At 61.9% G+C, this 18,568-nt stretch carries 14 protein-coding genes and 1 pseudogene; 7 read left to right on the top strand and 8 right to left on the bottom strand.

Annotated elements, in window-relative coordinates; genetic code table 11:
• Positions 1 to 3 precede the first annotated feature (3 nt).
• The 4 genes from NTD82_RS11075 to NTD82_RS11060 all read left to right on the top strand — a co-directional run bounded on the left by NTD82_RS11075 (position 4) and on the right by NTD82_RS11060 (position 5,079).
• Positions 4 to 1,149: a hypothetical protein gene (locus tag NTD82_RS11075; RefSeq protein ID WP_262128777.1), complete on the top strand. Its 1,146-nt coding sequence runs from the start codon at positions 4 to 6 to the stop codon at positions 1,147 to 1,149.
• On the top strand, positions 1,146 to 3,008 hold the full coding sequence (locus NTD82_RS11070) for an AAA family ATPase (protein WP_262128776.1): 1,863 nt from the start codon (positions 1,146 to 1,148) through the stop codon (positions 3,006 to 3,008). The genes NTD82_RS11075 and NTD82_RS11070 overlap by 4 nt, the downstream gene beginning before the upstream one ends.
• Positions 3,009 to 3,012: 4 nt before the next feature.
• On the top strand, positions 3,013 to 3,609 hold the full coding sequence (locus NTD82_RS11065) for a 4Fe-4S single cluster domain-containing protein (RefSeq protein ID WP_262128775.1): 597 nt from the start codon (positions 3,013 to 3,015) through the stop codon (positions 3,607 to 3,609).
• A 366-nt stretch (positions 3,610 to 3,975) separates the two neighbouring features.
• Positions 3,976 to 5,079, top strand: a complete 1,104-nt coding sequence (locus tag NTD82_RS11060) for a hypothetical protein (protein ID WP_262128774.1) — start codon at positions 3,976 to 3,978, stop codon at positions 5,077 to 5,079.
• Positions 5,080 to 5,406: 327 nt separating this feature from the next.
• Here the strand turns inward: NTD82_RS11060 and NTD82_RS11055 are convergent.
• A pseudogene (locus NTD82_RS11055) lies at positions 5,407 to 6,534 on the bottom strand (tyrosine-protein phosphatase); the annotation flags it as partial.
• A 629-nt stretch (positions 6,535 to 7,163) separates the two neighbouring features.
• On the opposite strand from NTD82_RS11055, the gene NTD82_RS11050 reads away from it, so the two are divergent.
• The 3 genes from NTD82_RS11050 to NTD82_RS11040 all read left to right on the top strand — a co-directional run bounded on the left by NTD82_RS11050 (position 7,164) and on the right by NTD82_RS11040 (position 9,527).
• Positions 7,164 to 8,261, top strand: coding sequence for an HNH endonuclease (locus tag NTD82_RS11050; protein WP_262128773.1), 1,098 nt, complete (start codon positions 7,164 to 7,166; stop codon positions 8,259 to 8,261).
• An 83-nt stretch (positions 8,262 to 8,344) separates the two neighbouring features.
• The gene (locus NTD82_RS11045; RefSeq protein ID WP_262128772.1) at positions 8,345 to 8,878 is read left to right on the top strand and encodes an AAA family ATPase; all 534 of its coding nucleotides are present in this window, start codon (positions 8,345 to 8,347) and stop codon (positions 8,876 to 8,878) included.
• Between the two features lie 109 nt (positions 8,879 to 8,987).
• Complete coding sequence (locus NTD82_RS11040; RefSeq protein ID WP_143501855.1) at positions 8,988 to 9,527, top strand: hypothetical protein; 540 nt, start codon at positions 8,988 to 8,990, stop codon at positions 9,525 to 9,527.
• Between the two features lie 28 nt (positions 9,528 to 9,555).
• Here the strand turns inward: NTD82_RS11040 and NTD82_RS11035 are convergent, their stop codons facing one another.
• From NTD82_RS11035 to NTD82_RS11005, 7 genes are all read right to left on the bottom strand, one after another.
• A complete protein-coding gene (locus tag NTD82_RS11035) occupies positions 9,556 to 10,605 on the bottom strand; it encodes an NAD(P)-dependent alcohol dehydrogenase (protein WP_262128771.1) in 1,050 nt (349 codons plus the stop codon).
• 100 nt (positions 10,606 to 10,705) lie between these two features.
• On the bottom strand, positions 10,706 to 11,185 hold the full coding sequence (locus tag NTD82_RS11030) for a VOC family protein (protein WP_262128770.1): 480 nt from the start codon (positions 11,183 to 11,185) through the stop codon (positions 10,706 to 10,708).
• A 92-nt stretch (positions 11,186 to 11,277) separates the two neighbouring features.
• Positions 11,278 to 12,288 carry a hypothetical protein gene (locus NTD82_RS11025; protein WP_262128769.1) on the bottom strand — a complete coding sequence of 337 codons (1,011 nt, stop codon included), beginning with the start codon at positions 12,286 to 12,288 and terminating at the stop codon, positions 11,278 to 11,280.
• A 136-nt stretch (positions 12,289 to 12,424) separates the two neighbouring features.
• Positions 12,425 to 13,483 (bottom strand): ABC transporter substrate-binding protein, encoded by a 1,059-nt coding sequence (locus NTD82_RS11020; protein WP_095153630.1) that lies wholly within the window; start codon positions 13,481 to 13,483, stop codon positions 12,425 to 12,427.
• 75 nt (positions 13,484 to 13,558) lie between these two features.
• On the bottom strand, positions 13,559 to 14,707 hold the full coding sequence (locus tag NTD82_RS11015; protein ID WP_095153629.1) for an LLM class flavin-dependent oxidoreductase: 1,149 nt from the start codon (positions 14,705 to 14,707) through the stop codon (positions 13,559 to 13,561).
• 217 nt (positions 14,708 to 14,924) lie between these two features.
• Positions 14,925 to 16,763, bottom strand: a complete 1,839-nt coding sequence (locus tag NTD82_RS11010) for an ABC transporter ATP-binding protein (RefSeq protein WP_262128768.1) — start codon at positions 16,761 to 16,763, stop codon at positions 14,925 to 14,927.
• Positions 16,756 to 18,522, bottom strand: a complete 1,767-nt coding sequence (locus NTD82_RS11005) for an ABC transporter ATP-binding protein (RefSeq protein ID WP_095153627.1) — start codon at positions 18,520 to 18,522, stop codon at positions 16,756 to 16,758. The genes NTD82_RS11010 and NTD82_RS11005 overlap by 8 nt, the downstream gene beginning before the upstream one ends.
• Between the last annotated feature and the right edge of the window lie 46 nt (positions 18,523 to 18,568).

Raw genomic sequence — 18,568 nt, 5'->3', positions numbered from 1 at the left:
GGCATGAGTCGGGCAGACGAGTATCGCTATCAGATACAAAGACAGCGTAAACAAGAACTGGATCGGCAGCGCGTACGCGCCACTACGCGCCCTTTCGTGGAACGCTACCGTAGCGTTTTGGATGACGTCGCAAGGCAGGGACTGGATGAGGGGGTTGCGGCGGAGTTTCGTGGGTTGAGCGCTGAACTTAGGCGCATGGAATCTTTACTGGATTCTGATCCGTTTGCCGCCAGAGACATGAGTCGTTCCCTAGGAGGAAGATTCCATGGTCTACCGCGCTTGGCGCGTGAGCAGCACCGCTCGCGCCAAGAGGCAGAGCGGGCCGCATCCGAGGCATTCCGTAAAGCGCAGTTAGCCGAGGCTGAGCGGCAGTTACAAATTCGGGTCGAACTTGACGTGGCATGGCGCGACGGTTTGAGCGGCTGGAGTACACCTGTTGCCCTCAACGCCGCGTTTGGCGAACTGCAGCAACTGCGCGCGCGGCTGTCAGGTGGCGCCGCCAACAGCATGACTCCGGCGCAAGTGGCAGCCGTATTGCTCGAAGTTCGGCAACGTTATGAGGCCGATGCGGAGCGCCAACTGGAGGTGATGAGGAATCGAGTTGAAAGCGAGGCGGTGGTCGACGCACTGACGTTACAAAGGAAGCAGTTGGAAGAGGAAGTCAACGAGAATGGTGGCGAACGTGCCGCCAGGCTGCGTGACGCCTTGATCCATGCCACTGGGCTGGCTCCTGCAGCGCAGACCGAAGTATTGAACCAGCTGGCGCAAGAGCAGGATGATGTAGCAGTTGATGAGAGTCAGCGCCGTGACGTCGTGCGGGCGGTTTATCAGTCGCTGCAAGACGCCGGCTTTGTTGTGGACGGACCAGAGCATCTTGTATCGCAAGGGCAAGATGAAGTGTTGATTCGTGCCCGTCGCCCCGCCGGTGCACAGGCAGATTTTCGGATCAACTTGAGCGGCCACCTCAGCTATAAATTTCATCAATACAAAGGCAAAACGTGCGAGCGCGATGTAAGTCCTGTGATGGCAACGCTGCAAGATGCTTACGGTATTAGTTTGACTGATAAGCGTGTGATTTGGGTGAACCCCGATGACAATGACCAGGATGCCCGCCCGTATCCGGATGCTGCCCAGGAGAGAAGTAAATGAGCTCGACATTGTTGGGTTGGCAGGAAGACTTTCGGCGCGAATGCGGCATTCGGCGTGGTTTGATTTTGCACGGCAATACAGCTGACCTGACATCCGACCCCGAAGTGCCCGGGCAATGGGTAGCAGTGCCTGCCGCATTGACGAGTCTGCTGCGTCAGCGCGGCTATCAACATGTGGTTTTCTGGAATCGTATCAATGGTGTCAGCGGGATTGATGCGAGAGCCTGGGCAGAATTGCAAAGTTCAGCTTCGCCGCCTGCGCAAAGCGAAAGCTCCCCTAGGGGACAGGCGTATGACATGGGAGATATGTCGCCCCCCCCTGTACCAGCGCCGGTATCGGGCGCCATTATAGCCACCGCCGATGATGTGTTGGCTGTGGCGGCGCACTGCTTGCGAGAACCTCGCCCAGAAAAGCCGGTTGCTTTCATTATGGACTGGACACAATACCTGTTTGGTAGCGCCAACTCTCTGAGTGAGAACGAGCGCGGATGGTTGCTGCGCATCGGCCAGGCTACCCGTGATGCGGCTGTAGTTCGCAATGCTGAGAGTATCGGACACGCGCAATCAATGTTGGTGATGCTGTGTGGGGGCTTGAATGTATTGCCACCGGCCCTCTATCTGAATAACCCGCTTTTTCGGGAAATATCCATTCCCCTGCCTGCGCGGCAAATTCGTGAATCCGCCGTTCTGGGTTTGAAAGAAGTATTCCGGCTGCAGCCCCCCTTGCAACAAGGCGGACGAGAATTGGCCGACTTCGTGGATGGGCTGGAAGGACAAAGCATCCGCGACATTCACAATCTGGCGCGGCTTTCGCGCCAAGAGACTGAAACCTCAGGCGCGTTATCCTTGCTCAACTTGTATCGCCACGGGCGCAGACACAGTCCCTGGGAGCAACTGGATCACAGAAAGCTTCAGACCATCGCGGAAACTTTAGGTCGGCGCGTAAAAGGGCAAGGCGAGGCTATTGAATCGGTGCGGCGCGTCCTTGTGCGCGCCTTCACAGGACTTTCGGGGCTTCAACATTCATACAGGCAACGCACTCCAAAGGGTGTGCTCTTTTTCGTAGGCCCTACCGGCGTCGGTAAGACCGAGCTAGCAAAGTCCATAGCGGAATTTCTGTTCGGTGATGAAGAAGCCTGTCTTCGTTTCGACATGTCCGAGTTCAACCACGAGCATGCCGACCAGAGACTGGTCGGTGCGCCTCCGGGCTATGTGGGCTACGAAGCTGGTGGGCAGTTGACCAATGCCGTCAAGCAAAGGCCGTTTTCTCTGTTGCTATTCGATGAAATCGAGAAAGCTCATCCGCGCATCCTTGACAAGTTCCTGCAAATTCTGGAGGACGGCCGACTGACAGATGGCAAGGGCGAAACCGTTATGTTTTCGGATACGGTCATCGTGTTTACCTCGAACATTGGTGCGGCCGATGTCAGCCATGAAAGCCAGAGTGTGCGCGATGACTTTATCCAGGAGGTCAGGCAGCATTTTGTGCATGAGCTGAAGCGCCCGGAACTTCTAGGGCGCATCGGCGAGGCCAACATCATTCCGTTTAACTTCATGCGTGACGAAGGTTTCCTGATCGATATTGCCCGTGCCAAGTTGGAGCCACTGCGTAAAGGCCTCAAGGACAAATGGGGTGTTTCCGATTTGAGGTTGGTCAAAGAGGCAGGAATACTCGCGTTGTTGGTCAGCGATGTGGATCGCGGAGCCGGCGGGCGCGGTGTTCCGAATGCGATCACTAATAAACTGATTGATCCCTTGGCTGATTTCCTTTTTCAGAAAATGGCCAGCCCTGAGCTGTTAAAAGATAAAGCCATTGAGGTTCATATTGCGGGTGGCCAATTGATCTTTGAGTTGGAGTGACCTCATGGACTGGGTGAACCTGGCATCTCGCTTGCCTTGCACAGAAGTTGAAGGTCCGGGGCGAAGAGCCGCTGTGTGGGTACAGGGCTGTAACAAGCGCTGTCGCGGCTGTTGCAATCCAAGATATCTCCAGTTCGTTGAGCGCGAGCTCGTGTCAGCCCAGTCCGTTCTGGATTGGTTATCTGATGCGCATCAAGCCTACGACCTTGAAGGCGTTACCTTTCTTGGTGGTGAGCCTATGTTGCAGGCAAAAGGATTGGCTTTCATTGCGCAGGGGGCGCAGGCACTTGGGTTGTCTGTGATGGTCTTTAGCGGATACACCAGGGCTGAACTTGACGAGCTGAAATTGCCGGGCGCAGATCAACTATTGCGTAATACCGATGTGCTGGTGGATGGTCCATATGAAGCTAAGCTGCCAGACCAGAGCCGTCTCTGGGTTGGCTCCACTAATCAACAATATCATTACCTGTCTCGCCGGTACGATCCACGAATCGAGAAGGGCGAAGCTGTTGAGCGAGCGATAGAGTTGCACCTTGACGCTCGTGGGTCGATTTTCGTAAATGGATGGCCAGAAAAAATATATTCGAAGTTGATTGACTGATGAGTAATTTCAGGTGGGGGTGCCGAGGCGTTTGGCCAAGCAGCAATCATGAATCAATGGTTTTCCAGTCAGGATGATGCGGCAACAGGCTGCGCCTAGCTAGTTATGAAATCGACGATTTACGATCAGATGTGTTCCCAAGACCACTAGGCGTTCGGCAATCAACGCCTCGGATGAACCTGCTGAGACGCTGAGACGCTGAGACGCTGAGATACTGAGCTGCTCAAAATGCGGTTTAGGCGGCCTTCCACTCTGGCCAGTACGTCCCGTTACGTTATCTGTAACTACTACCAGATGGGTTGGGGAGTGCCTTGCGGGAGCTGAAGATGAAATGGAACATAGACCCTATTTGAATGGAGCGACTGGATGGACCGTGAAGAGTTAGAGCAGTGGGTTCAGTTCAGGATTTTGAAGAGGTTCGACGTTTTGGTCGATTGCTCCGAGCTGGAGACTCCCCTCCTTAAGAAGCTGGCAAAGAGACTGCCCCGCACCACTGGCGAAAAGCTGACCTACGCTGCTTGGTGTGAACAAGTGTTCGGCCCAGGAGTTCGCCCGCTGGTTGCCATCAATCATAACGAGGTTGCGGGACAAACGCGGCTTGGTTCCCTGGGGCTGGGCTTGGCCAGCGAACTTCGCCGCCAGCAACGGTCCCTCAAGGAGTTGCAATCTAGATTGGATCAAAGCTTGGAGAAGCGACCAGCCGCTCCTGGAGCTGCTCCTACCCAGCTACCTGCGATAGAAACCGAGCAATCATGGGGCTGGCGTAACTTTTACTCAGGTGGTTGGCGGGGCCTGCGTCGTTTGCTTGGCAAGGTTGAGAACGTTGGACCTGGGCATATATTCGATTACCAAGGCGCAACCAACAGAGACTATCGGATCGAACTGATCAAGCTAGTCAGAGCTACGCTCGCCAATGCGGCACAAGTAGGGCTTGGGGTGAATGCGGCGTTTCCAGCCGAGAAAATCAAAGATGCTGCTATTTCGGGCGGAGTTTTTTACGGCAACCCGGGAGAAGAGCCGAGCTACTCCGTAGGGAGTTTTGTGGTAAATGAGATGCCGACCGATATCTTGGATCTGACGGACGCCCTCCGTCATCATGCGCCAGAAGAAGTGCGAGACGAGAAAGCCTCCCTCCACGTGGAAGTTTACGAGCTTGGAGCCGCAGCGCCTTTGGACGACTCGACGGTGCAACACTTCATTCACTACCTCCAGAAGCTGTTTCAAGCCTTGGCGAAGTCTGCTGATCACGTTCCAAGAGGTGCTCTGCGCGAAAAGATCCTTCTGGGTCTTATGCTTTCGGTCTCCGCGCCTAACTGCTCACTCGAGTTGGCCCTAGCGGACCTGCACTGGCTGGGATGGCGTTCACATGATGACGATGACTGGAACGTTAGTGGGGAGCAAAAATCTGACCTCGATCCAGGGAGGATAGTGGATATGTTTATCGCCACGTTGAGCAGCCTGCGTTTCTGACAAGGCCTGCCACAACTGTTTTGGGCAATGGTGAGTCTTGCACCGCCAGATCTTCGACCTAGCACCTCAAGCAGCTAATGATGACCGGTGTATTTGGAAGGCGCGTTGGGCTGAGTCAATTGCAGGGATGGATACCTCCTCTCAGCTCCTCCAGTCCTCTTAGCTAGTAGTCAAAGGCATACTCCGCGCATAAGCCGCGTGGGATAGGGAGGCACGGTTTAGGCACAGAATTGGCACAGCGATAAACAAAAGGGCCCAGGTTTTCACCTGAGCCCTTGTTTTGTATGGCGCACCTGGCGGGATTCGAACCCACGACCCCTGCCTTCGGAGGGCGGTGGTCCACAGGCGGGTCTGGCCGACCTTGAGGTCAAGGCCGCTGGTGTAGCTGGCGGCGGCCCGGTCGATCAGCGCGCCCTGGCGCAGCAGGTAGCTGGCGGCGTCGGCATGCACCTGGCCGCCGACGGTGGACTCGACACCGCCGAGGCTGCCGGCATCGATGGCCGATTGCAGGTAGTAGTTGTAGGCGCTGTAAGTGCCGGACAGTTCGCTGTTCTGCAGTTGCTGCAACAGCAGGGCGCCGGCGGCGGCGTTGCCGGCGAGAGCGGTCATGCCGGGCAGGCTGTTGTAAAAGACCATCTTGCCACGCAGCACGTAGATCGTTTCTTGCGACAGGCCCAGGCCTTCCTTGAGGTAGTTGTCCATGCTGCCGTATTGCGTGGTGACCTCGTTCAGGCCGGCTTGCAGGTAGCTGGCCTGCACGCCCAGCAGCGGCGCGTAGACGGCTGCCATGCTCGACGGCATTGCGGCGAGGGTCGCGGCGACGCGGGCGGCGGTGTAGTCGTTGGTGGCCAGGTAGTCGGACATGATCGTGCCGCTGTCGACCCCGGCGATGCTCAACAGCACGGCCGCGGTCCAGCCGGTACGGTCCTTGCCTGCGGTGCAGTGGAACAGCGCCGCGCCGTCAGCGCTGGCCAGCTCGTTGAACAACACCGAGAACTGCCCGCGCATGCCGGCATCGCTGACGAAGGCACGGTTGGTTTCCTCCATCATCGCCACCGCCTGGGCGGCGCTGGTGAAGGCGATATTGGTGACATTGGCGCCGGAGGTGGTGCTGCCGATGATGTCGATATTCTGGTACTCGGCACCGGTGGGCAGCGTATCCGGCGTGGCGGCGATCTCGCTTGGCGTGCGCAGGTCGTAGACGTTGCTGATGCCCAGGCTGTTGAGGGTTGCCAGGTCCGAGGCGGTCGGCGTCAGCGCATTGGAGCGGTAGAACTGCCCGGCGCGCATCACCCCGTCATTGCTGGTGGTGTAGGCGCTGGTGGTGCCGGCGACGTCACGGAAGTTGTCGATGCCCTTCAGTCGTGGCGTATCGAGCGGTTCGCCGGCCTGGACCTGGGCGGCGGCGATGGACAGGCTGAGCAGGGACAGCGAACACAGGATGCGATGGAACACGGTGTAGCCTCTGGAAAACCTTGGGGAGGGCTACTATCAGCGGCGAACGGGGCGTGAATGTGACAGAAAAGGGGGTTGGAGAAATGCTTGCGCGATTGGTCCGTGGCGTGCGTTTTTGGTCTGTGATCCGCAACGGGCTCGGATAAATCACCGCTGTTTGTAGGGAAATAATGATGCCTCGGCGGAACTAGATCGATTTCGCTCAGTCTGTAGTGGCGTATTAATGTCAATCATTCAAGGAGGCAACCGGGTTTCGATTCAGTAGCGATTCATCTTGTTTTATCAGGCGACCGCGGCGTTGCTGTGTGCCTGTCCGCTAACCTTTCCGTTGCGAGGATTTTCATGAAGTTCAAGGACGTATTCCGCTGTGCCCCCGCCGCTTGCCTTGCCTCTGTTTCGAGCCTTTGTCCCAGGTTCTGATTCACGTGCTCTGCTTCAAACGAACCCGCCTCGCTGACTGAGTCGGGGGTGTTCGTTGTCGGCTGACCTCGTCAACAGGCAGCCATTCGAGTCGATGCCCTGGTCTGCATATCGCTGATTTCACCTGGCGGGACGGTTGTCGCCTGCCCGAAACAGACTGCGGCATTACTTTATTTCGGCACATGGTTTTCGCAAGGATGAGCAACCCAATGGCGCTATTCGTTCAAAAGCCCATTTTCTGGAATACCCGCCAGTACACCGCGCCTTCCGGTGCGCCCGGCACCGGTGGTTATCCCAAGGAACATGGTTATGGACAGGAAGAATGGAACAACGCTGCGCGGATGATCGTGACCCGCGACGGGCTGCGTTATCGGGTGTTTCATACCGGTGCTCTGGGCGCCGCACCGCTGGAGCGGCATGCGGGCCGTATTTTCATTTTCATGACTGCGTCGCACAACGGCATCCAGCAACTGGTCGGCGTGGCCGGGAACGCAACGTCGCTGCTGCATGAGCCGCAGCGGGTGCAACGTGATGCGATCGTCAAGGAGCTGTCGTTGCATGAGCTTTGGAAAGAGGCCTGGAGCGTGCCTCGGGTCCGGCGTAATTACCGCAATGATCCGCGGCTGTTCCTCAAGCGTTGGCGAAACGACCTCAACCGCATGCCAAGCTGGATATGCCCTGAGGAGTTGTTCTGGTGGTTCGATGAACCGGTGACCCTCGATCCCTGGGCAATCACCGGCAAGCGTCGATTGCTGGGTATGTTCAGCAGCTACACCGAGCTGGATACCCCCATGCTGGAGCGCCTGCTCGATGCCATTCCCGTCGCGCAGCGCCAGGAACAGTGGGAACGGCTCAACCACGCCATCCAGCGTTCCTTGACCGAGGCGGCGCTGGCGGAAGAGGTTGCGCAAGGCAATGCGGCGTTTTCGCCGGGTACCGTGAGCCTGCGGGCGCGCCGTGGGCAGAACAAATTTCGCGAGAACCTGATGCGCATCTGGGGCAATGCCTGTGCCGTGACCGGCGTCGCCTGCCGGGAGGTCTTGAGGGCGTCCCATGTGAAACCCTGGTCGGAGTCCACGCCGCGGCAGCGAATCGACGGGCATAACGGTTTGCTGCTGTCGGCGAACCTTGATGCGCTGTTTGATCGTGGGCTGATTACCTTCGATGAGTACGGCCAGATGCAGATCTCCGCGCGCCTTGATGCAGCGCACCGGCAGGCGCTTGGGCTGCCGCGCCCGCTGCGGTTTCTGCCGAAGGAGATGCTGGATTATTTGCGGTATCACCAGCAGCATGTGTTTCGCCATTGAGGGATGGCGGCACTGTGCATGCGCCCGTGCAGATGCCGCACAGCCCCTACCGAAGCCTTTCTTCCACCTGTCGAGTACAAACCATGCTCGTTGTGTTCAGCGGACTCCCGGGAACGGGCAAGACTACGATTGCCAAGCGCCTCACGTCCAGATTGGGCGCGGTCTATCTGCGGGTCGACTCGATCGAACAGGCGATCCGTCGCTCGGGAATAACGGACGTTGGCGTCAGTGGATACGCCGTGGCCAATGACCTGGCGCTGGGCAATCTGCGCCTTGGCCATTCGGTGGTGGTGGACTGCGTGAACCCGGTCCGCGAAAGCCGCGAAGCCTGGAGCGCAATCGCCGCACAGGCTGGTGTGGCTCTGCTGAATGTCCAGGTGGTGTGTACAGACCAAGAAGAACACCGTCGCCGCGTGGAACACCGCGAAGTCGATGTGCCGGGGCTGGTGCTGCCAGATTGGGCGGCGGTGCTGGAGCATGAATACGAACCGTGGCAAGAGGCGGTGTTCACGGTGGATACGGCGCGGGTTTCGGCGGAGGCGGCGGTTGATCTGATCACGAAACAGGGGCATGCTGGCTTTTTGATTCCATTGGCGCTGAAAGCGCGGGGACGATAGCTTCCCTGTTCGCCTGAAGCACTGCTGTTGCTCAACGGCATAAGGGACTGTCGCCGGGCTACCTGCCTTTCCCTGTGTCATCACGATCATGGTTGAGGGGAGGGGGCTTATGCCGGCTGCAGCGGTTGCGACGTATCTTGGAAACAGTGTGGGGCAGCAGTTCCTGTGGGAAGCGAGCAAGACGAGGTTGCTCAACGATTGTCTTTCCGCGCCACCGGTCGCGCGTCCGGCCTACAGCCTCAGTTGCTATGAGTTGCCGTTTTACGCGGCACGCCAGACCGGGGTAACGGACCTGGCCTGCGATGCCGTGGCACAAGGGCTGTTCGCGCTTATGCAGGGTCGACCCGTGCCGGCCACCGCATTCGTAGGTGGGTTGCGCTCCTACAACAACTACGGCTTGTGGCAGTACATCTGGTGGCAGAACCTGCCGCTGGCCGGCGATTTTGTGTTTTTCAGCGGCCCAGGCGCCAAGTACATGGCGCATGTGGCGATTGCGACGGGAGTCGGCTACGACACGGTGTCCTTCGGTCACAACGGTCTGGGCGGCGGCGGTGCTCAGGCATTGCAAGTCGCCAACCTGACCGTCGCCCAGATTTTCGCGCTGAACCCCCAACTGACTTCGGCGCATTTCTTTACGCCGACCTGGTAACGGGCGCTGTTGCTGAACGTACCCGCGATTACGGCGCCAACGTCGCGTTATCAATCACGAACCGGTACTTCACCTCACCCTTGAGCATCCGCTCGTAGCTGTCGTTGATCTGGTCCGCGCGGACCAGTTCGATGTCGGCGACGATCTTGTGTTCGGCGCAGAAGTCGAGCATTTCCTGGGTTTCCGGGATGCCGCCGATCATCGAGCCGGCGATGGCGCGGCGTTTCATGATCAGGTTGAACACGTTCGGCGACGGGTGGCTGGTGGCCGGGGCGCCGACCAGGGCCAGGGTGCCGTCGCGCTTGAGCAGGACGAGGAAGGCATCCAGGTCGTGGGGCGCGGCGACGGTGTTGAGGATCAGGTCGAAGGACTTGCCGTGGGCAGCCATTTCCGCGGCATTGCGCGACACCACCACTTCGTCCGCGCCCAGTTCGAAGGCCGCTTCGCGCTTGGACTCGGAAGTGGTGAAGGCCACCACGTGGGCGCCCATGGCGTGGGCCAGCTTGATGCCCATGTGGCCGAGGCCGCCGATGCCGACCACGCCGACCTTCTTGCCAGGCCCGGCACCCCAGTTGCGCAGCGGCGAGTAGGTAGTGATGCCGGCGCAAAGCAGTGGAGCGACGGCCGCAAGCTGTTCTTCCGGGTGGGTAATGCGCAGGACGTAGCGTTCGTGGACGACGATCTGCTGCGAGTAGCCGCCGAGGGTCCAGCCGGGTGCGTCCGGGGTCGGGAAGTTGTAGGTGCCGATCATGCCGTCGCAGTAGTTTTCCAGGCCGTCGTCGCAGTCGGCGCAGTGCTTGCAACTGTCGACGATGCAGCCGATGCCCACCAGGTCGCCGGCCTTGAAGCCGCTGACATGGGCGCCGACATGGGTGACGCGCCCGACAATTTCATGGCCGGGCACGCACGGGTACTGGGTGCCTGCCCATTCGGAGCGGACCTGGTGCAGGTCGGAGTGGCAGATGCCGCAGAAGGCGATGTCGATCTGCACGTCGTGGGCACCGGGCTCGCGACGGGTGATGGTCAGCGGTTCTAGTGGTTTGTCGCTGGCGTGGGCGCCGTAGGCGATGACTTGCATGAAAGAACTCCTTGGAGGGGCTGAAGACAGGTTCATGTTCCGCGCGAAGCGGCGCGCGCCGGTAACCCATTTCGACCGCGTTCTTGCCTGATCCTCGCAATCAGCCCTTGAGCGCGGCCTCGATGATGGCGATGTCGATCTTGCCCATCTGCATCATGGCTTCGAAGGCCCGTTTGGCCGCGGCCCGATCCGGGCTGGCGATGGCGGTTGTGAGGATGCGCGGGGTGATCTGCCAGGAAATGCCCCATTTGTCCCGGCACCAGCCGCAGGCGCTGGCCTCGCCGCCGTGGCCGATGATGGCGTTCCACAGGCGGTCGGTTTCGGCCTGGTCGTCGGTGGCGACCTGGAAGGAAAAGGCTTCGTTGTGGGTGAAGACGGGACCGCCGTTGAGGCCCAGGCAGGGGAGGCCCATGACGGTGAATTCCACGGTGATCACATCGCCTTGCTTGCCCGAAGGGTAATCGCCAGGGGCTTCGTGCACGGCGGTGACGGCGCTGTCCGGGAAGGTGGCGGCGTAGAAGGTGGCGGCCTCCAGGGCGTCGTGGTCGTACCAGAGGCAGATAGTGTTCTTGGCGGTCATGGCGGGGGCTCCCGAGTCGTGAAGACTGAGTCTAGCCCCTGCCTGACGGTTGCAAGGGCGCCTCCCGACCAACGCTGAAACTGACGCCGGATCTACAGTGAGGCATCAAAAAAGGCAGGCTGAATGCGGCTTCTCAAGGTGACGAAGTTCTTTTCCACGAACGCCAGGAACACCAACGCATCGAAGACCACGCTCAGCGTGCCACTTTTATCCTCGAGCAGTTCGATCAGGTCTCGTTGTTGCAGGATGGTTGTACTCAACGCCTTGATGGTGTCGTTCAGTTCTTCCCTGTAAGTCTCGAACGCGAGTTCATTGGCTTCATCTAAGTCGATGGTTTTGAGGTCAAGCTCCATGTCGGTTGTGCTGAGGGCGCCGTTTTCTAACTCAAGCTTTTTCTTCAAGGCGTCGACTTCCTCGCCAAGCCTTTTGATTTTCTCTTCCTTGAATGCCTGAAAACGAATCAGGGTGGCTTCCAGGCTGAGTTGATTGATCTTGTGTGAAGACTCTTCGATCACGTGTTTGGAGTTCGCGTAAGTCCGTTTTGAATCCTCGTCCAGAACGTACTGAAACGGCAGGCTCTCGGCATAAGGCGGGGGCTCCACGCCGGTATCCGCGAAGGGGTTGCTGACGAAGCCGACCCTCGCCGATGGCGACAGCGCACCCATGTCCCTGAAGTACTTGACCGCGTGATACATGTTCAGGGCATTGGGCCGGAAATGACCGCTGTGGGCATGCACCAGGGTGATCTTGCCTTCTACCACGATCAGTTCGCCGGCGGCCTTGGCGAACTTGCCGACAAACGAAGAGTGGGCAATCTGATCGGTCTTGTTGAGGTGGTTGAACAGGTAGACCGTGCCGTCGAGCCCGACGACAAAGGCCGCGATCCCAGCCTTGTCATGGGAGCTGTAGTTATGGGTCGAGACCGGCTTCCCGGTCGTGACGCTCTGGACCACACCGTCGGCAATGCGATAGGCGTAGCGCTGAACCTGGGTTTCACTAAAACGGATGGTGTTGCCCATGTCGCGGTTGAAGTTGCCAAGCGTGATCGCCAGGAGTTTTCCGTCCTTGAAGCCATCGCTCATGATCTTCCAGTAATCAGGCACCGGTTCTCTCCTTGATTCAGCGCTATGCACGGCAAGCGGAAGTGGGCAACGCAGGCGGGGACCTCGCCGCGCGAGGAAATCATAGCCTAATGCCACCGCCTGTCGATGACCAAGCGCAACCCCGCTCAGGCGCCGCTCAGGTCGCCACCCGCGACGTCGAGCCGATCACCGCCTCCAGCACGCTGAAATCGATCCAGTCGCGCACATCGAAATGCCGCGGAATGAACTGCCAGCGGTAGAGGAAATCGGTGAAGTCCTGCAAGGCCGTGATCGAGCGGCTGTCGAGGGTGGTGCGCAGGCGCCGGTGGGCGTCCTCGCCGTAGGCCGCCGCCACCCAGTACTCGCTGGTGTTCAGTTCGCGGGCCAGGTAGCGCCGGGTTTCGTCCGGGTTGGCCCAGGCCCATTGCTCGGTGCGCAGCAGCACATCGACGATGCGTTTACACGCGCCGAAATGCTCGTTCAGCAGGTTGATGTCCACGGTCAGTGTGCGTGGCGTGCCGTTGTTGGCGCGGATCAGCGGGTCGGGGTGCGAGCCGGTGTCGATCACCACGTGCAGGCCCAGTTCGTAGGCCAGTTGCAGGGCCGAGGCGCCCTTGAGGAAGATCGCGTCGATATCGCCGCGCAGCAGGCCGATCAGTTCGTTGTTGCGCCGGCTGATGCGGGTGCCGCCCAGGTAGACGGCGGCGCCATGCACATGGGTGACCTGTTCGTCGCTGTGGGTGCCGCCGTAGGGGTAGTCCACCAACTCGACATCGGCCACGTTCAGGCCTTCCAGGCGCAGGGCGTTTTCCAGCCCGCGCAGGGCCTGGGCGCGGGTGAAGTCGATTTGCACGTTGGCCCATTTCGGCAGGCCGAAGCGGCGGTTCTTCAGGTCGCGGACGGTTTTCACCCCGCTTTCGGCGGTGGTCAGGATCAACTGCACTTCATCCGCCCAGCTCAAGCCGAGCACCCGCGTATCGACTCCGGCCGAGTAGGCCCAAATGGCCGGGATGTTGCCGCCGTGGCGGACCGAGTTGGGCAGGTGATGGTCGTAGTGCGCTTCACGCACCTCCCGTTCGCTGGATTCGCGCAGCGACTGGATCGAGGTGCCCAGCGGGGCGAAGGCTTCGGCCAGGCGGCCGGTCTGCACGGCGATGCCGAGGCCGGTGGGCACCGGGCTATGGGTGTACCAGAGGGTATCGAGGGGTTTGCTCATGTGCGGATCTGGTCCTTGAAAAGTGGCCGGTTATCCGGCCAGTGGTGTATTCGGCCCGTCCTGGTGGGCGTGCGCTCAGGCGCTGGCCTTGAGCGCGTCGGGTTTGCGCTCGCGCAGCAGTGGCAGCACTTCCTGGCCGATGCGCAGGGCTTCTTCCAGGTGGGGGTTGCCGGCCAGGATGAAGGTCGAGAAACCGGCGTCGCGGTACTCGGCCAGGCGCTCGGCGATGTTCTGGTGGCTGCCCACCAGGCCGACGGTCGGGCCGGGCTTGGCCTTGGCGAAACCGGCCCAGAGGTTCGGCCCGAGGATCAGGTCGTCGAAGCGCTGGATGTTCTGGTGGTAGGCGGTCTGGCGCGCCGCGCCGACCGAGTCGCTGGCGCGGGTGAAGGCGCTGGAGACCACGCTGGGCTTGCCTTCGATCCGCTCGAACTGGCGGCGCAGGTCGGCCCAGGCGGCTTCTTCGGTTTCCCGGGCGAACAGGTCCACGCGCAGGCCGAAGCGCACGCTGCGGCCCTGTTTGTCCGCCAGCTCGCGCACCCGCTCGATGTGCGGCTTGAGCTGGTCCACCGGTTCGGCCCAGTTCAGGTAGACATCGGCGTGACGCGCGGCGACGTCCAGCGCCGGGTCGGAGAACCCGGAGAAATACACCCCCGGCTTGCGCTCGTTGCCGAGGCCCGGCGGCAGCGCGCCGTTTTCCAGTTGGTAGACCTCGCCGTCGTAGCTGAAGCGCTCGTTGCTCCACAGGCCCTGGATGATGTCGAGGAATTCGCCGGTGCGCTTGTAGCGCTGGTCGTGGTCGAGGTAATCGCCCTGGGCGCGCTGGCTGGCCGGGTTGCCGCCGGTGATGATGTTCCAGTCCAGGCGGCCGTGGCTCAGGTGCTGGAGAATCGCCGCCTGCTGCGCGGCGTAAGCGGGCAGGGTCCAGGTGGCCTGGAAGGCGATCAGAAAGCGCAGGCGCCGGGTTTCCCGGGCCAGCGCCGCAGCGACAATCCACGGCTCCGGCCCGGTGGGCAGCAGCGCGCCTTCGAAGCCGGCCAGTTCGGCGGCCTTCGCCACCTGGGCGATGTAGTCGATGTAGGTGAAGCCGTCCGGCGTGCCGTCGGCCAGCAGCCCCGGTGCGATATGCCCGTGACGGCCGACGAAACTGCCGCGGTTGTGCTTGTCGGTGGTCAGTTGCGGGCCGTCGGTGCCCAGTGGCAGACGCCAGAAGAATTCGGTGCTCATGGCAGGTCCTCAGTGGATGTTGGAAGGGTGGTGCAACCGGCGTGCCACGGTGGCTGCCGGGCCCTTATCGCTGGCAGGCCAGCGCCCACGGGGCCGGCATTTACAAGGCTTTGTGGGCGCTGGCTTGCCAGTGATGAGTCCCTGACAGGCGACGACGTTTCCAACCGGGTGCTGCCTGAGCAGCACCCGACAAGCAGCCGCTGTAGCCGATGCAACATCAGCCCTCCACCAGCTCGCCGCGCTGTTCATAACTGCGATACAGCGCCGCATACGCGCCATTCGCCTCCAGCAACTGGCGGTGCGCGCCTTGCTCCTGCACCTGGCCCTGGCGGATCACCACGATGCGATCGGCGTCGCGAATGGTCGCCAGGCGGTGGGCGATGATGATCGCGGTGCGGCCTTCGCAAAGCCGGCGCAGGGCGCGCTGGATGCGCCGTTCGGTATGCACGTCGACCGCCGAGGTGGCTTCGTCCAGCACCAGCACCGCCGGGTTGGCCAGGTAGGCGCGGACCAGGCACACCAGTTGCCGCTGACCATGGCTGAGGTGGCTGCCGAGGCTGCCGACCTGGGTCGCGTATTGATGGGGCAGGCGCTCCAGCACTTCGTCGGCGCCCAGTTCCCGCGCCGCGGCGATCAGGCTCGCGTCGTCGGCGCCGGGAGCGGCCAGACGCAGGTTGTCGAGGATGCTGCCGGCGAACAGCACGTTGTCCTGCAGCACCACGCCGACATGCCGGCGCAGTTGCTGCTGGCTCAATTGGCGAATGTCCACGCCGTCGAGTTTCACCGCGCCTTCGTCGACCTCGTAGAACCGCGTCAGCAACTGCACCAGGGTGCTTTTGCCATGCCCGGACGGGCCGACGATGGCCAGCACTTCGCCGGCGCGGATGCGCAGGTCGAGGTTGTCGATCACCGGTTGCGCGGCCCCGGGCTGATAGGCGAAGCGGACCCGTTCGAAATGCACCTCGCCCTGTACCCGCGGCAACGGCAGCGGGCTCTGCGGGTCGAGAATCTGCGGCGCGGTGTCCAGTAGCAGGAAGATCCGCTGCGCCGAAGCCGAGCCGGTGGCATAGCGCTCGAACAGGTCGGTGAGTTCCTGCAGCGGACCGAGGAACAGCATCACGTAGAACAGGCTTTCGCCGACCTGGCCCACGGTTACCGTGCCCTCGGCCAGCGAATAACCGCCCACCAGCACCAACACCGCCATGCCGGTGGCGGAGAGCAGCGCGGTGAACGGGGCGAACCAGCCGGAGCGGATGCTGCCGGTGATCAGGGCGTTATTGAAGTCGTCCAGCAGGCCGCGATAGCGCTGCTGGTTTTCGCCTTCGCGGCCGCTCTGCTGCAACAGGCGCACGCCGCTGACGCTTTCCACCAGGTGCGCGGTAAAGCGGCTGCGCTGTTCGGCGACTTTCGCCCAGTTACGCTGGGCCACGCGCTTGAACGCCCAGGTGGCGATAAACAACAGCGGCACGCTGGCGATCAGGCTGAAGAAGAACAACGGTGTGATCAGCCACAGCATCAGTCCCGCCAGGGTGCAGCGCAGCAGGGCGCCGAGCAGTTCCGGCGGACCCTGGATCAGCAGCGGTTCAAGGGCGTCCACGTCACGGTCGGCCCGCGACAGGATGCGCCCGGCGCGGGTGCGGTCGAAGTAGCCGACGCTGAGCGACTGGACATGGGCGAACACCCGCACCCGCAACTGGTTGAGCACTTCGATGGCGGCGCTGCCGGCGATGTACTGCGACAGCCCGCCGAGCAGGATGCGCCCCAGCCAACTGGCGGCCAGCCCGGCGCCGAGCCAGAGCACCAGCGGCAGGTCGAGCAGCCAGGCGTTGCCGTCGTGGACCAGGCCGCGGTCGAGCAGTTCGCGGACGAACCACGGGCGGAGGAACACGGTGAACACCAGGATCAGCTCCAGGCCGATCACCCAGGCGACCTGGCGCCGCACCGGTTTGAGCAGCGGCAGCAGGCGTTGCAGCATGCCGCGGTCGAGGGACTTCTTGGCCAGGCGCTCTTCGATCTCGATGTCGCTCATGGCCGTGTTGGTCGTGGTCTTACTCATGGTCGATCCCCAGCAGGTCGCGGTAGGCCGGGTTGCGGCGTTGCAGTTCGGCGTGCGGGCCGCTGTCGACGATGCGGCCCTGGTCGAGCAGCAACACCCGGTCGGCGCGCTGCACGGTGCTGGCTTTGCTGGCGATCAGCAGCAGGGTCGGGCCGCCAGGACGGCGCAGATGGTCCAGCACATGGCGTTCGCTGATGGCGTCGAGGGCGCTGGTGGCGTCGTCGAGGCACAGCAGGTCTGGCGCGGCGAGCAGCGCGCGGGCCAGGCACAGGCGCTGGCGCTGGCCGCCGGAGAGGGTGACGCCGCGGTCGCCCAGCGGACTGTCGAGGCCCAGCGGCAGGCGTTCGAGAATGTCGTCGGCGGCGGCGCGGTGCAGGGCGTCGAGCAATTCGGCGTCGCTGGCCTCGGGCGCGCTCAGGCGCAGGTTGGCGGCCAGGGTGTCGGCGAACAGGAAGCTTTCCTGCGGCAACACGTGCACGCGACGGCGCAGGTCGGCCAGGTCCAGCGCACGCACGTCCTGCCAGCCACCGGCCTGGTTGCCGATCAGCACCCGGCCGCTGCCGGCGTCGGTCAGCCGCGGCAGCAGGCTGGCCAGCAGGCTTTTGCCGGTGCCGGTGGCGCCGACCAGCGCCACCACTTCACCCGGCGCCAGGAGCAATGAGCACTGACGCAGAATGTCCCGCTCGCTGCCCGGCGCGCTGACGTTGACCTCTTCCAGTTGCAGCCCCAGCGGCCCCTCGGGCAAGCGCCGCGGGCCGCTTTCGATCTGCGTCGGGGCGTCCAGCAGTTGCCAGATGCGCCCGGCCGAGGCGCGGGCATCGGCGAAGGTCTGCATCACCCGGCCGATGCCTTCGATGCGGAACACCAGCGTCGTGGCGATCAGCAGCGAGGTCACCAGTTCGCCGATGCCGATCTTGTTGGCGGCCACCAGTTGCGCGCCGACCACCAGGATCCACACATGCCCCAGCGCCACCAGCGCCTGCGGCAGCGGAATCCGCGAACTGGCCCAGGCCAGTGCCTGGCGGGCCAGCCCGGAAAACTGTCGAACCTGTTCGGTAAAACCGTCGATGCGCTGCTGTTGCAGGCCGAACGACTTGATCACCCGCACCGCGCCGATGCCTTCGGCGAGGTCCTGATTGACCCGGTCATAGGCGGCGCCAACCGCCCGGTCCAGCTCCACCAGGCGCTCGGTCTGCAGCACGAACAGGTACAGCCCGAGCAGGGTCAGCAGCAACGGGCCGACCGCCAGCAGCGGGTGATACCAGGCCAGCAGGCCGACCGTGGCCAGCACCACCAACGGGGTTTCCACCAGTTGCCGCCAGAAACTCACCAGGGCGTCGCGGACCTTGTCGGCGTCGCGGGTGGTGCGGGTGACGATCTCGCCCATGCCGTGCTGCCAGTGATAGCCCAGGTGCAAACGCAGGACCTGTTCGAGGATGCGCTCGCGCAGGCGCGTGAGCAGCGCCTGGCCGAGGATCAGCGAGCCGAGCCCGGCGGCGTATTGCAGCACGGCGCGGCCAAAGGCGACGGCGAGGATCAGCCAGAACCAGGTCCAGGCGACATGGCTGTCGAGGCTGCCATCGGCTTGGCGCTGTACCGCGACGCCATTGGTGACATCGTTGAGGGCGTGGCCGATCAGCCATTGCTGCCAGACCAGGCCCAGGTTGATAAAGACGAACAGCCCGGCGACCAGGGCGAAACGCCAGGGCATCTCGCGGTAGATCGCCAGGCTGCGCAGCAGCGGATGTCGATGGCTCATGAACGGCTCGAAACAGGATGAAGAAGCGCGCGGGTGCCGTCACCGG

It is taken from the genome of Pseudomonas sp. 5P_5.1_Bac1 (genome assembly GCF_025466015.1).
Taxonomy (GTDB): Bacteria; Pseudomonadota; Gammaproteobacteria; order Pseudomonadales; family Pseudomonadaceae; genus Aquipseudomonas.
The sequence above is the reverse complement of the archived record's forward strand: the minus strand, read 5'-3'. Positions and strand labels throughout refer to the sequence as shown.

Coding starts and splice junctions, on each gene's coding strand:
- NTD82_RS11075 (WP_262128777.1), top strand. CDS start 4: ATGAGTCGGGCAGACGAGTATCGCTATCAGATACAAAGACAGCGTAAA.
- NTD82_RS11070 (WP_262128776.1), top strand. CDS start 1,146: ATGAGCTCGACATTGTTGGGTTGGCAGGAAGACTTTCGGCGCGAATGC.
- NTD82_RS11065 (WP_262128775.1), top strand. CDS start 3,013: ATGGACTGGGTGAACCTGGCATCTCGCTTGCCTTGCACAGAAGTTGAA.
- NTD82_RS11060 (WP_262128774.1), top strand. CDS start 3,976: ATGGACCGTGAAGAGTTAGAGCAGTGGGTTCAGTTCAGGATTTTGAAG.
- NTD82_RS11050 (WP_262128773.1), top strand. CDS start 7,164: ATGGCGCTATTCGTTCAAAAGCCCATTTTCTGGAATACCCGCCAGTAC.
- NTD82_RS11045 (WP_262128772.1), top strand. CDS start 8,345: ATGCTCGTTGTGTTCAGCGGACTCCCGGGAACGGGCAAGACTACGATT.
- NTD82_RS11040 (WP_143501855.1), top strand. CDS start 8,988: ATGCCGGCTGCAGCGGTTGCGACGTATCTTGGAAACAGTGTGGGGCAG.
- NTD82_RS11035 (WP_262128771.1), bottom strand. CDS start 10,605: ATGCAAGTCATCGCCTACGGCGCCCACGCCAGCGACAAACCACTAGAA.
- NTD82_RS11030 (WP_262128770.1), bottom strand. CDS start 11,185: ATGACCGCCAAGAACACTATCTGCCTCTGGTACGACCACGACGCCCTG.
- NTD82_RS11020 (WP_095153630.1), bottom strand. CDS start 13,483: ATGAGCAAACCCCTCGATACCCTCTGGTACACCCATAGCCCGGTGCCC.
- NTD82_RS11015 (WP_095153629.1), bottom strand. CDS start 14,707: ATGAGCACCGAATTCTTCTGGCGTCTGCCACTGGGCACCGACGGCCCG.
- NTD82_RS11010 (WP_262128768.1), bottom strand. CDS start 16,763: ATGAGTAAGACCACGACCAACACGGCCATGAGCGACATCGAGATCGAA.
- NTD82_RS11005 (WP_095153627.1), bottom strand. CDS start 18,522: ATGAGCCATCGACATCCGCTGCTGCGCAGCCTGGCGATCTACCGCGAG.